Here is a 12,638-nt window from a genome sequence, read left to right as displayed (position 1 = left end):
GTACCAATAATGGCGACTTATGCCACTTGAGTGTTCATCTTATCAAACGTAGCTCACGTTATTGTTTTCGTCGTGCCTGTTTCAATCAATTTTAGCGCTCTGCGCCAGTTTGTATCGAGTATATAGGGCAGTACGCTTAAATAATTTGTCACTATTTCTGATTCATTCCTGAAGTTAAACCCCTTAAAATTCGGCTTATATAAGCCGCGTATTGGCAATTTATCAGGAAAACTCAATGATCCGTTCTTTTCAAAAAGCGCTTTCCGTTTCTTTTCTGGCGATCGCATTAGCCTCGACAGCCGCGGTGGCCGCAGAGGCTCCCTCCTACGGGCCTCAACTACAGGGGTTTGATTACCCTTATCCACTTAAGCATTTTTCGTTTAATTCTCAAGGTGTTCCGCTGCAAATGGGGTATATGGACGTGCAGCCGGTGGGTAAGAAAAATGGTCAAACTGTGGTACTGATGCACGGCAAAAATTTCTGCGGCGCGACCTGGGGCGACACCATTAAAGCGTTACTGGGTAAGGGATACCGCGTGGTTGCGCCTGACCAGATAGGTTTCTGCTCTTCAACCAAACCTGAGCATTATCAATACACTTTCCAGCAGTTAGCGACCAATACCAACGATTTGCTCAAAAGTTTGAAAATTTCTAAAGCGGTTATTATCGGGCATTCAACCGGCGGGATGCTGGCTACGCGCTATGCGCTGATGTATCCGCAGCAGGTATCAAAACTGGTGCTGGTGAATCCTATCGGTCTTGAAGACTGGAAGGCCAAAGGTGTGCCTTACCGTACGGTGGACCAATGGTATGACCGCGAATTGAAACTGTCGGCCCAAAGCATCCACGACTATGAGTTGAAGACGTATTATGTCGGTAAATGGAAACCGGAATATGACCGCTGGGTCGATATGTTGGCAGGTTTGAACAGCGGCCCAGGGCACAAGCTGGTTGCGTGGAACTCGGCGCTGATTTACGACATGATTTTTACCCAGCCGGTGTTTTACGAGCTGAAAAATCTGCGCGTACCGACCACGCTGATGATTGGTACCTCCGATACCACTGCGATTGGCAGCGACATTGCTTCACCAGAGGTCAAGGCAAAGCTGGGGCATTACAACGTGTTGGGCAAGCAGGCGGCGAAGCTTATTCCGCACTCCAAACTGATCGAATTTAAAGGACTGGGGCATGCGCCGCAGATGGAAGAGCCCGAGAAGTTCAATCAGGCTCTATTCAACGTGCTGCGCTGAGCTGTCGCTAAATACAGCGATCAGCGCCCATGAATAAGGGATCCTGTGAAAACGGATCCCCTTTTTTAGCGACGTAAGGGTGTCGAATCTACAGTGAAAAAGTGATTAACGTAGATTTTTCGGGAAATCTTTAGGTAACTCACTGGCCGCGCAGTTAATCACGTCGTCATTATCCGTGCCGCAGTCGCGTACAAAAGTGATGGTGGCGAATTCGTCAATCACTTCGGTTGGATAAGCCGGACCGGCCTCGCGGTAAGTTTCCATTTTTGCAATATGCTCGTTTTGGAAACACACGGTTTTTTGCGGATTGTTCATCACCCAGCGCGGAAAGAATATTGTGCCGTGAAACACCTTGTCGGCTAGGTTGACTATCAGGCTGACGTCAGTCCCGGTCGGCTCGGTCCATGAAATTTTATACACAAGCTGTGCCACCCTGACGATGTAGGCATGCTGGTCTTTTACCCAACGGTTGCCTACGATACCGCTGTGAATGCGGTAGTCGAGCGTGGTGGCATTTTTAACGTAGATCTCATAGTTCCAGCCGTTATCGTAGGTATAAACTAGGTGTTTGCCCAAAAAACCGCTTAAGTCTGTTTTATCAAAGCTGCTCATTGTTATCTCCTCGACGGCTTATAATGCCGTAATTTGTTGCGATAAAACCAATTTACTCCTTGCAAATTCGATTGAATAACGCTGATATACGATGATATATATCTAATAATTAGATGGGTTAGCTATGGAACTGCCACACACCACGCTGGAACAGTGGGTTGTATTACAGACGGTGGTCACTGAAGGAAGCTATGCTCAAGCGGCGGCAGTGCTGTTTCGCAGTCAGTCATCGGTAAGTTATGCGCTTTCCAGTCTGCAGGAGCGGCTTGGATTACCGCTGTTAAAAATTGTTGGCCGCAAAGCTGAACTAACCGAGCAGGGCAGAGCGCTACTGTCTCAGGCACAGCCGCTGATCGCAGCCTTCACTCAGCTTGAGGCACGAGCGCATGGATTGCGTCAGGGCGCGCGCACGCAGATAAGCTTGGTGGTGGATGCAGTGTTTCCTAAAGAGAGCTTTTTTTCGGCCCTGCAGGCTTTTCAACAGACATTTCCCGACACCCAGCTGCAGTTAACTGAAATTTTGCGTAATGAAACTGACCGCCAGCTGCAGGCGCGCACTGCCGATATCTACATCACGACTCAGCCCGTCGAAAATACCCTTAACAGCCGCTGGTTGGTTGACGTGGAGTTTGTGCCAGTGGTTAAAAGCGGCCACCCTCTGTTGTTGAGTACTGGGCCGATTAGCAATACCGAGTTGGCGCGTTACCCGTTGATAACCTTGGTAGACCGTGACTCGCAGCGCGATGAAAAACGTAAGCCTTATGAGACGGTAAGCTGGAGTTTTACCACCATTGAATCGGCTATTGAGGCGGTTGCTCACGGCGTGGGTTATGGCTGGGTGCCATTGCATAGCGTAATGGCGCGTTTGCAGAAAGGTGAGCTGATAATGTTGCCGTTGGGAAAACGCGCGGTGCGTAAAACGGCGCTGTATCTGCGTTACAACAGTGAAAAACACAGTTATGACCCGACGCTCAATGCCTTTGTAGCAGAAATTGAGCGGCGGGTGGTTTCATCATGATTTACTGGGCCGTTCTACAGCTCTTAAAGATATCCAGGGTGGGATCGATAGCCGTGGTTTTAACGTCCATAGCATCAAGAACGGTATGGAACAGGTTATCCTGCGAATAGTCATTCTTTGCTGCTTCAGTCTGTAAGCAGCTCAGCGAAATCCCCTGTGCCGCCGCGTACTGCGGCGAAAGCCAGAACATCATTGGCACGTGAGTTTGCTGCGGTGGCGCAACGCTGTACGGCGTGCCGTGCAGATAGAGACCGTCTTCGCCGAGTGACTCTCCGTGGTCCGACAGATAAATCATCACGACATTGTATTTGTCCTGGTACTGCTTAGCCTTGGCAATCACCTGCGTCAGCACGTAGTCGGTGTAACGCACGGTATTATCATAGGTGTTGACCAGCTGTTCGTGACTGCAGTTTTCAATATCACTTCTCTCACAGTCGGGCATAAAGAAGCGGAAACTGTCGGGATAGCGCTGATAATAGGTCGGGCCGTGGCTGCCTATCAGGTGCAGACCAATCAGTTTGTTCTTTCCGTCATCGACAATTTTGTCGTCAAGATTTTCGAGCAGCGCGGCGTCGTAGCAGGTTTCACCGTCGCAGAATTTGCCGTCCTTTTTGGTATCAATGGTGACGTTTGGCACACGATCGCACACGCCTTTACACCCTTCGTCGTTGTCTTTCCAATATACGGCTACGCCAGCCCGTTGCAAAATATCGAGAAAACTGTCGCTGCGATGCGCTCGTTCGTTGTTGAAATCGACTCGTTTCATGTCGGAAAACATACAGGGGACGGAGACTGCCGTGGCAGTGCCGCACGAACTGACATGGTTAAAGAACACCATGTCCGGCGTTTTTTGCGTGAAGCTATTGGTTGGCTTGTCGTACCCGTTAAAGGACTGATTCTGGGCGCGGCCTGTTTCGCCAATCACCAGGAACATCAGCGTCGGTTTTTCTCCTGCTTTTTGCACCAGTTTGGCATCGGTACCCACTTTTTCATACGGCAACGGCGTGCTCAAATACTTGTGATTAATGTACTGAAAACCGCTGTAAAGATAGTTGGTTGGCAATATTTCGAGGTTTAGCGTGCGGTTATTGCGGCCCACCGAGGCATAGTCTTTGTAATAAAGGGTCGCTACCCCACCGATAAGCGCGAGTGAGACAAGCATTGAAAGTACGCGCACGCCGAGCCGTTTGAGCACTGTCTGATTATAAACGACCGGCACTTTGAGCAGCAGCAGCGCAGGGAGCAGGCCAGTGAGGACAAACCAAGTCACCACTGAAGCATTTAAGTAAGAGGAGGCTTCACTTTGCTGAGTTTCAGCGATGTTTTCAATCATTCCACGATCAAAAATCACGTGGAACACCAGCTGTGCATAGGCGGCGATGGCGCTTATCAACAGCAGGACGATAAAGAACGGCTTGAGTAGGGGTTTGAAGGTAAACGGTGTAAACACGAAGTTCAACGCGGCAAAAAGCACCACGGGAATAGATAAAGCAAAGCCAATTTTGTAAGCCGAAAGAGCATGCAAGATTTGATAAAAATGCAGCAGGACCGGAAGGTTAACAACACACGTGAAATAAAGGCTTAACAACATCGTCAGCCAAAAATAGCTGATTTTAGGAATGAAATTTCGCAATGCTGGCTCCAATAGGCTCAGGTTGGCAAAGATGCCCAAGAAAAACTGGCTTTAACGCATGCCGCGTTGAGCCGATCGCACATCCTGAACCGTTAAGCTTAAGAAAGCATTAATAATTAATTCATGAACGTGCAACCCTGACAAGGTTCAAAAAATATATAAATTAAACTATGCTGGGTTGCCTGCCCTTTTTCTTTACTCTATGTGAGTCAGGTCACGTTTGGGCATTCTTAACGCATTAGCCCCCTGAATACCGCAGACAAAGAGTATTGACCCTCCTTTTCCTGCTCATTCCCTCCTTAATTTTGCCCTGTGCGAATTAATTGCCGGTGTTTTTTTTCCTGCTATCAGGAAGATACAACATCTGGAGATTTCTAACGTGATCCACTCATCTGCCGTTATCGCGGGTAACAGTATTATTGAAAAGGGCGCGATTATCGGTGCACACGTTCGCATCGGTCCTTTTTGTCATATTCAACGCAATGTAGAGATAGGTGAGGGAACGATTGTTCTTTCCCACGGCGTGATTAACGGACACACCCGTATCGGCAGGGATAATTTTATCGATAGATTCTGTTCACTCGGTGAGATTAATCAGGACTTGAAGTATCGGGGAGAGCCGACTCGGCTGGAAATAGGCCATCGTAATCAGATTGGTCAGAAAGCGACGTTTCATCGCGGTACCGTGCAGGGAGCGGGCGTAACGACCATCGGCAATGATAATATTTTTCTTAATCAGGTGCATATTGGACACGACTGCGTGGTGGGTAATGCGGTTGAAATGGGTCTCGGCGGCGTACTGGCCGGACACGTTGAAGTCGATGACCATGTGTGTCTCGGGAAGCTTGCCGCCGTGCATCAGTTTTGTATTCTCGGGCAAGCCTGCGAAGTGATGGCAGGTTCATGCGTGGTTCAGGATGTTCCGCCGTTTGTCCTCGCCGAGGGGAATAGATGCAGACCGATTGAGGTCAATGAAGCGGCGCTGTTGCGTTGGGTCGAGGACCCACATTTAAGGTTGATTATTCGTCAGCTTTATCAGCGTATGTATCACTGTGCGGAGCCAATCGAGGTCGTGAGAGAGGAAATTGCATACCAGCAGACTGAATACTCAATGCTGGTCTGTTTTGAACACTTCTTTGCCCGCTCAAAGCGCGGCGTTATTCGCTAAGCGCTGGCACAGCCTCTGTTCTCGCCCAACTCGGTGATGGCAGAGGCCTTGTGTTATCAAGCTTCCAATGCCAGCAGAGCAAAGGTTGCCAGCCAGTGTTCACCGGCATAATCACTGTCAAGATGACCCAGCGCACTGTTTAAATGTTTATCAGCGGAGCGAGCCAGCAGGGTGATGCGGGCGTCCCCAGCGGGCAGCGCGGCGGCCAGTGAACGCTGACACCAGGCGCGGCTGAGGTTTAATCCGTCCAGATGCCCAATTTTCCCGTCAGTGCGGTCAGTGACTGTGGCGGGAACAAACAGCGTCTCAGGCTGCCCCTGCGCCAGATGTGGCAGGAATCGACCGAACCAGGTAATAAACGCCTGAGGTGCCAATACGCGGCGCATCAGTTCTGCCTCCATCAGCGACGGCGAAAGAAACTCATCCCCTCCCGGTTCCCAGGCCTGACAGTTCACGTCTTCCAAATGCCAGCGCAGTGCAGTCTCCTCAATCATTGATACCAGCTTTTTACGCGCCGTACTGCGGGCGTAGTCGAGCGTCAATGCCAGTGCGAAAGCGGTGTTGAAATGGCTGCCGACGCGCAGGGGATAAGTGGCTTTGGGCAGAAAATCGCAGAAGCTTTTGACAAAAAATTCAGTCATCGGTGCCAGCGTTTTTGCCCAGCCTTTCGCCTGCGGTAAGGTCATGGCATCAAGCTGTTGAGCCAGCGCCAAAAACCATGCCCAGCCGTAAGGACGTTCGAAGCCGTTATGCTGTTTTTGTTGCAGGTAGTGCATCTCGCCCGCCACGTTGTCGGCGGTGAAATGGGCCTCTACTACGGCGATGATTTTGTCACGCTCCGGTAGCTCAGGGTACCGGTCGAGCAGTCGCAGCAGCAGCCAGTAGCCGTGAACGCAGGAGTGCCAATCATAACTGCCATAGAAAATAGGGTGCAGCGCGCGAGGTCCTTTTGCGTCTTCAGGGCCGGAAAGCGCGTGCATCAGTTTATTCGGATATTCACGGGTTAAATGATTTAACGCCAGTGAGGCAAAGCGTGACGCCATTTCTGGCGTCAATTGTAGAGTATTCGGCTGATTCAATTAATCGCCTCCATAAATGTGCCGCTTCAGTTAGAAGCGGAACACGAAGAAATACAAAAACGCCGTGTTGGCCAGAAGCAGTAAAAGTCCCGTCATGGCCTGGGTCTTGATAACCGCGTACTTGTCCTGTAACTCCAGCAGCGCCGCGGGCACAATGTTGAAGTTGGCGGCCATCGGGGTCATCAACGTGCCGCAGAAGCCTGAAAGCATGCCTATTGCGCCCATAATAGCCGGATTACCGCCCAACTGATGAACGATCAGCGGTAAACCGATACCGGCGGTCATCACTGGGAATGCGGCAAAGCCGTTACCCATGATCATAGTAAATAATGCCATGCCAAAGGTGTAGGCGATCACAATTGCCAGCGGTGAACCCATCGGGATCACGTCTTTGACCAGATTGGCCACCACGCCGCCCACTCCAGCCAATGCAAACAGGCCACCCAGTGCCGCGAGCATCTGGGGCAGTATGGCCGCCCAGCCGACGGTATCCATCGTCTGTCCTGCGGCTTTAATTGCTTTTATGGGCGAGTCGCGCAGCATCAATAATGCGACTAAAAACGCGACCAAAGTGCCGAGAACCAACGAAATCAAGGTCACGTTTTTGGTTTCGACCAGTGGCGTATATTTAAGCGTCAGGGTGCCGACCAAGGTAACCAGCGGAATAAGCAGAGCAGGGATAAACAGCTTGTTTCCGAAGCGTTTGGCGTTGGCTTCGCGCTTAAGCTGAACGCCGGGCTGGTTGGTGTCGTTTTTGCCTTTCCCCAACTGACCGGTTCCTGCAATAACGGCCAGCAAAATGGCCATACAGCCGGTCACAAAATGCGGTAACTCCGTGCCGACCAAGAAGGTTATGGCATAAATTCCCCAAAACAGCGCATTGATGAAACGTTTTGGATTGGTGTTATCACGCAGGTTAAAAATAGCAAAGGCGGCAAACAGCAGTCCGGCAATAATATAAACGGTATTTAAAGTGATCATTTGCCGAGGCTCCCATGCTGGCCGTCAAAGCGTTTGGCAAGCGAGCGGTCAAGCAGCCAAAGGCGTATAAAGTGGATAATCAGGGCGGCAATGGCCGTCGGGATCGCCCATACGGAAAGATGCAGGGGTTCGACAAACACGCCGTTTTGGTCGAGGAAGCCCTTAATCAGCAGGATGGACTGCACGGCGATAAAAATATCTTCACCAAAGAATACCGCGATGTTATCCACCGCAGCCGAATTGGCGCGAATTTTCTGGCGTACGTCGTTAGGCAAGTCGCCATATTTGGTGGTCGCAGCGGCCTCAGCCATCGGTGCAATCAGTGGACGAACCATCTGTGCGTGGCCACCCAGCGAGGTCAAACCTAGCGCGGCGGTTAATTGACGGATCAGAAAATAGAGCATCAGCACGCGACCCGTGGTAGCCGCATGTATCTTAGATATTAGATGTTTGGCCTGCTCTCTTAGTCCGCTGCGCTCGAGAATGGCAATCACCGGCAGGGTGAGCCAAACCAGGCCCATGTAGCGGTTGTCGGTAAATGCTTTACCGAATGCGCTGACGATTTCAACGGTCTGCATACCGCCGGCGAGACCGGTCGAGATACCGGCAATAGTGACAACCAGCAGCGGATTAAACCGCAGCGCGAAGCCAAGGACGACGATGGGAATACCAATGAGAACCCACATTTTTTAACCCCTGTTGTTAAACTTTTTATACAAAAATAACCGCGTGATTTAACGTGATACCAAGCTTTATAAGCTTGATTTATAGGTATATATTTTTTATTAAATTAATTAATCAAAAATGCATTAAAAACGGCAAGACCGGAAAGTAACAAGCAGCACTAAGTTAAGCAAGTTTCATCGGCGAGGGCATCATAGGATTTTGCGATAGTGTGGGGTCAGGCAGAGAAGGTAGGGGATAACCCGACATAAAGTCGGGTTATTGAGTGGCAGGATGCGCGGCGTATTATTCGTCGTCATCGTCTCCATAAAACTTCACGCCCAGTTTAATCAGCTCGCGTCCCTGAGATTTACGGTGCAAATTAGTGTCACGCAGAGAATAGACGCAGCCGCAATACTCCTGCTGATAAAAGTGTTCACGTTTGCTTATCTCGACCATTCGCGCGGCACCGCCTTTTTTACGCCAGTTATAGTCCCAGTAGACCATTCCTGGATAAGGCGCGGCCGAGCGATGACCGCAGCCGTTTATTTGTTTCATGTCCTTCCAGCGCGAGATGCCGAGAGAGCTGGAGATTGCTGTATAGCCGTGTTCAAACGCGTAAAGTGCGGTTCGCTCGAAGCGCATGTCAAAACACATGGTGCAGCGAATGCCGCGTTCGGGCTCTTTTTCCATGCCGCGTGCGCGTTCAAACCAGTTATCAGTATCGTAATCTGCATCGATAAAAGGAATGTTGTGCTGTTCGGCAAAGCGGATGTTCTCCTCCTTGCGCAACAGGTACTCCTTTTGTGGGTGAATATTAGGATTGTAGAAAAATATCGCGTACTCGATCCCTGAAGCCTGGATAGCCTCCATCACCTCGCCGGAGCAGGGCGCGCAGCAGGAGTGAAGCAGCAGTTTGTTATGACCCTGCGGCAAAGAAAGAGTGTCACGAATCAAATCGGTCATGTTTTGGCCTGTCAGTTCACATTACTTTGTTTATTTTCAATAAGAGAATGATAGAGAACTGAATTCTCATGTCAAAATTTTGATGAACCTGGCTTATGATTCAAGGTGAAGAAAGTTCGGTGCTATGATGTTTAAAAGGGCGGGGCGTGACCCGTGATTACGTTTAGTAAGGATGCAGAAATGCAAATAATGAGACCCCATCATATCCGTTGGCTGAGTTTGTTTATTATCCTGGGTGGACTGTTTCTGATCCTTCCGCTGCATTTGCTGGGATGTTTTATCTCGGGCTTTATCGTTTATGAATTGGTTAATGCACTGACCCCACATTTTCAGAAAATCATTCGCGGTGAACGTGCGCGATGGCTAGTCGTGGCGCTGATTAGCACCGTCGTGGTGAGCGCACTGATTCTGGCCGTGATGGGTATTGTGACCTTCCTGCTGCACGATGTACGCAATCCTGCGGCCTTTAATGACAAGGTAAGTCACCTGCTAAGCGATGCGCAAAGTCGACTTTCACCGGTGATGCTGCACTATTTGCCGGCTAACCTGGAAGAGCTTCAGCGCGAGTTTATTCAGTGGATGCGTGAGCACGTTGTGATGCTGCAAGCCGCAGGTAAAAACGCGGCGCACACCTTTGTGACCATGTTGGTGGGGATGATCCTGGGGGCGATTATTTCGCTGCAAAGGGGCGTAGGCGAAGAACAGCATGCGCCATTAAAGAATGACCTGATGCAGCGTATGCGTTTGCTGAGTCAGTCCTTTCGTAATGTCGTTTTTGCACAATTTCAGATTTCACTGATCAATACCGTTTTGTCTGGCGTGTTCCTGTTCGGCATTTTGCCGATGTTTGGCATACATCTTCCGCTGTCGAAAACGCTGGTGGTGTTTACCTTCGTCTGCGGACTGCTGCCGGTGGTGGGTAATTTAATCTCCAATACGGTTATCTGCATTGTGGGTCTGTCGATTTCACTGTGGGTCGGCGCAATAGTGTTGGGCTATTTGATTATTATTCATAAGGTTGAGTACTTCCTGAACGCCAGGATCGTAGGTACGCGCATCAATGCAAAATCCTGGGAAGTACTGCTGGCGATGCTGATATTTGAATCAGCCTTTGGCCTGCCGGGTGTCGTTGCGGCACCTATCTACTATGCTTATCTCAAGAGTGAGCTGAAAACCGCACGACTGATTTAACCCCCTTACTCCTGCGTCCCTGCAAGACGTATCAAATATTGGTTAAGCCTGTACGCTGTGCAGCGCTTAACCAAAAATCTTGAAAAAAACAGATTTAGGCAAGTACTAGAGAGGATCGTTATAACGATGTTCCTTTTAAAGTCTTCATAATCCATACCGGCGGCGACCCTCTGGTCGTCGCCTGAATTCTTTCGTTATCCCTCAGGAGAAAACAGATGACTCTTAACGTCCGAGGTTTTGCCGCGCAGTCCGCAGAGACCGAGCTGGCACCCCACAACTTTATCCGCCGCGACCCACGTGATACCGATGTGGTTATCGACATCAAATACTGCGGCGTTTGTCACTCCGACATCCATCAGGCGCGTAACGAATGGCACCAGAGCGTTTATCCGCTGGTTCCAGGTCATGAAATCATTGGTCACGTGACGCACGTTGGCTCAAAAGTCACTCAGTTTAAAGTCGGCGATTCCGTCGGCGTTGGCTGCATGGTTGACTCCTGTCAGCACTGCGAGAATTGCGAAGCAGACCTCGAGCAGTACTGTCTCGAAGGTGCGACCATGACTTACAACACGCCTGACCGTCATGACAACATGATGACCTACGGCGGCTATTCTGAGCAGATCGTGGTTTCCGAGAAGTTTGTTCTGCGTGTACCAGAAGCTCTCGACTTTAAGGCGGCTGCACCACTGCTGTGTGCCGGTATCACCACTTACTCCCCGTTGAAACACTGGGGCGTGAAAGCGGGCCATAAAGTCGCGATCGTCGGTCTGGGCGGTTTGGGTCACATGGGCCTGAAATTTGCTCACGCGATGGGCGCAGACGTGACACTGTTCACCCGTTCGGCTGGTAAAGAGCAGGAAGCTCGCCGCCTGGGCGCGAACCACGTCGTATTGTCCACCGATGAAAAACAGATGGCGGAAGTGAAAGGCCACTTTGACTTCATTCTTGACACCGTGCCTCACCAACACGACCTGAACCCGTATCTCGACACGCTAAAACGTGATGGTGTACATATTCTAGTCGGTCTGATTGAGCCAGTAGAGCCTGCCGTTCACGCCGGTAAACTGATCATGGGCCGTAAAAGTCTGGTTGGCTCACTGATTGGCGGTATTGCTGAAACCCAGGAAATGCTGGATTTCTGTGCTGAGCACAACATCGGCTGCGACGTTGAGATGATCAAAATGGATGAGATCAACGAAGCCTATACCCGCATGTTGAACAGCGACGTGAAATATCGCTTCGTTATCGACATGGACTCACTAAAAAACGCCTAATTAACCGCGCTTTTTAGTTATTTAGACCTTTCTGGCGCCTGTTCACTGCCGTGGACAGGCGCTTCTTGTTTAAATTTCACCTTTCCTTTCCCTGCCGACTTCTCCCGCTGTTGCCGCAGTGGTATTCTTCTGCTTTCGCCGAGCGAAGGAAAATCAGTGGCTAAGAATTTTGATGAGTTAATCAGAGATATAGATCTGATTATTGAACACGTAGACAACCTGAAGAACCTGCCACCGCGCAACAAACCGAGCCCGCAGAGTGCGCCTGCCGAAAAGCTGGCCTACGACTCGTTCTCTGAAATTTTTGCGCTGAAAGCAGTAATGCGGGCCTTTATTTCTTCTGTTGATACCATCGTTAAAGTACAGATTGCTCATAAAGTCGAGCAGGACATCGGCCACCTCGAGAACCGAGTGCGTTCGATTGGCGGAGACAGTGCGAAAGCTGAGGATTTGGCGCAAATTACGGCCTATGTGCGCCACGCCGTGTCAGAAATGATGGAGTAACGTCTTCACATTCAACACAAATCATTGACGCTGAATGTTTTTCCCGACATCAATTTCGGGTAAAAACCTTCAGCGTTTTTTTATTTCGCTTTCTCTCACATCCTTTTTAACAGCAACTTATTTAAAAACAGCAGCATAAACGATGATTAAACCATCGCTATGCGCGTAAATCAGACAGTTTAGGGTGATTACTCACAGTAAGTGTTAAAAAGAGTTGCTATTGATCGGCAGTCATGAGTAAATAGCTCTCGGCCTGTGGTACAGACCTATTTATGCACGACATCCTGAGTAAAGTTGTTC

12 protein-coding genes are annotated in these 12,638 nt (G+C 49.9%); 6 read left to right on the top strand and 6 right to left on the bottom strand.

What is annotated here, in order from left to right; all coding sequences use genetic code 11:
- The first annotated feature begins 235 nt into the window (after nt 1-235).
- On the top strand, nt 236-1,249 hold the full coding sequence (locus BS639_RS02115) for an alpha/beta fold hydrolase (protein WP_084982132.1): 1,014 nt from the start codon (nt 236-238) through the stop codon (nt 1,247-1,249).
- A gap of 105 nt (nt 1,250-1,354) precedes the next feature.
- On the opposite strand, the gene BS639_RS02110 is transcribed toward BS639_RS02115, so the two are convergent.
- Nucleotides 1,355-1,861: a phenolic acid decarboxylase gene (locus BS639_RS02110; protein WP_055773690.1), complete on the bottom strand. Its 507-nt coding sequence runs from the start codon at nt 1,859-1,861 to the stop codon at nt 1,355-1,357.
- Between the two features lie 124 nt (nt 1,862-1,985).
- Here BS639_RS02110 and BS639_RS02105 point away from each other — a divergent pair, with 124 nt between their 5' ends.
- Nucleotides 1,986-2,879 (top strand): LysR family transcriptional regulator, encoded by an 894-nt coding sequence (locus BS639_RS02105; RefSeq protein WP_084982131.1) that lies wholly within the window; start codon nt 1,986-1,988, stop codon nt 2,877-2,879.
- Between the two features lies 1 nt (nt 2,880).
- Here BS639_RS02105 and BS639_RS02100 read toward each other — a convergent pair whose 3' ends face one another.
- A complete protein-coding gene (locus BS639_RS02100) occupies nt 2,881-4,512 on the bottom strand; it encodes a phosphoethanolamine transferase (RefSeq protein WP_084982130.1) in 1,632 nt (543 codons plus the stop codon).
- A 379-nt stretch (nt 4,513-4,891) separates the two neighbouring features.
- On the opposite strand from BS639_RS02100, the gene lpxA reads away from it, so the two are divergent.
- Complete coding sequence (lpxA, locus tag BS639_RS02095; protein ID WP_084982129.1) at nt 4,892-5,680, top strand: acyl-ACP--UDP-N-acetylglucosamine O-acyltransferase; 789 nt, start codon at nt 4,892-4,894, stop codon at nt 5,678-5,680.
- Nucleotides 5,681-5,736: 56 nt separating this feature from the next.
- Here lpxA and BS639_RS02090 read toward each other — a convergent pair whose 3' ends face one another.
- From BS639_RS02090 to BS639_RS02075, 4 genes are all read right to left on the bottom strand, one after another.
- Nucleotides 5,737-6,723, bottom strand: a complete 987-nt coding sequence (locus tag BS639_RS02090) for a DUF2891 domain-containing protein (protein ID WP_084982183.1) — start codon at nt 6,721-6,723, stop codon at nt 5,737-5,739.
- A gap of 66 nt (nt 6,724-6,789) precedes the next feature.
- A complete protein-coding gene (locus tag BS639_RS02085; protein ID WP_084982128.1) occupies nt 6,790-7,740 on the bottom strand; it encodes a DUF979 domain-containing protein in 951 nt (316 codons plus the stop codon).
- Entirely contained in the window at nt 7,737-8,426 is a 690-nt protein-coding gene (locus tag BS639_RS02080; RefSeq protein ID WP_055773685.1) for a DUF969 domain-containing protein, read from the bottom strand. Before BS639_RS02080 ends, BS639_RS02085 begins: the two co-directional genes overlap by 4 nt.
- Before the next feature lie 283 nt (nt 8,427-8,709).
- Nucleotides 8,710-9,369, bottom strand: coding sequence for an epoxyqueuosine reductase QueH (locus BS639_RS02075; protein ID WP_055773684.1), 660 nt, complete (start codon nt 9,367-9,369; stop codon nt 8,710-8,712).
- Nucleotides 9,370-9,549: 180 nt separating this feature from the next.
- Between BS639_RS02075 and BS639_RS02070 the strand changes: the two genes are divergently transcribed.
- From BS639_RS02070 to BS639_RS02060, 3 genes are all read left to right on the top strand, one after another.
- Nucleotides 9,550-10,560, top strand: coding sequence for an AI-2E family transporter (locus BS639_RS02070; protein ID WP_055773683.1), 1,011 nt, complete (start codon nt 9,550-9,552; stop codon nt 10,558-10,560).
- 215 nt (nt 10,561-10,775) lie between these two features.
- Entirely contained in the window at nt 10,776-11,834 is a 1,059-nt protein-coding gene (locus BS639_RS02065) for an NAD(P)-dependent alcohol dehydrogenase (protein ID WP_055773682.1), read from the top strand.
- Nucleotides 11,835-11,990: 156 nt separating this feature from the next.
- On the top strand, nt 11,991-12,338 hold the full coding sequence (locus BS639_RS02060; protein WP_055773681.1) for a hypothetical protein: 348 nt from the start codon (nt 11,991-11,993) through the stop codon (nt 12,336-12,338).
- Nucleotides 12,339-12,638: the final 300 nt, after the last annotated feature.

Origin of the sequence: Rouxiella silvae (assembly GCF_002093625.1) — a bacterium.
In the GTDB taxonomy this organism is placed as follows: domain Bacteria; phylum Pseudomonadota; class Gammaproteobacteria; order Enterobacterales; family Enterobacteriaceae; genus Rouxiella; species Rouxiella silvae.
The sequence above is the reverse complement of the archived record's forward strand: the minus strand, read 5'-3'. Positions and strand labels throughout refer to the sequence as shown.

What these genes read in the sequence shown, in the direction of transcription:
- BS639_RS02115 (WP_084982132.1), top strand. Translation starts at nt 236, where the DNA reads ATGATCCGTTCTTTTCAAAAAGCGCTTTCCGTTTCTTTTCTGGCGATC.
- BS639_RS02110 (WP_055773690.1), bottom strand. Translation starts at nt 1,861, where the DNA reads ATGAGCAGCTTTGATAAAACAGACTTAAGCGGTTTTTTGGGCAAACAC.
- BS639_RS02105 (WP_084982131.1), top strand. Translation starts at nt 1,986, where the DNA reads ATGGAACTGCCACACACCACGCTGGAACAGTGGGTTGTATTACAGACG.
- BS639_RS02090 (WP_084982183.1), bottom strand. Translation starts at nt 6,723, where the DNA reads ATGGCGTCACGCTTTGCCTCACTGGCGTTAAATCATTTAACCCGTGAA.
- BS639_RS02085 (WP_084982128.1), bottom strand. Translation starts at nt 7,740, where the DNA reads ATGATCACTTTAAATACCGTTTATATTATTGCCGGACTGCTGTTTGCC.
- BS639_RS02080 (WP_055773685.1), bottom strand. Translation starts at nt 8,426, where the DNA reads ATGTGGGTTCTCATTGGTATTCCCATCGTCGTCCTTGGCTTCGCGCTG.
- BS639_RS02075 (WP_055773684.1), bottom strand. Translation starts at nt 9,369, where the DNA reads ATGACCGATTTGATTCGTGACACTCTTTCTTTGCCGCAGGGTCATAAC.
- BS639_RS02070 (WP_055773683.1), top strand. Translation starts at nt 9,550, where the DNA reads ATGCAAATAATGAGACCCCATCATATCCGTTGGCTGAGTTTGTTTATT.
- BS639_RS02065 (WP_055773682.1), top strand. Translation starts at nt 10,776, where the DNA reads ATGACTCTTAACGTCCGAGGTTTTGCCGCGCAGTCCGCAGAGACCGAG.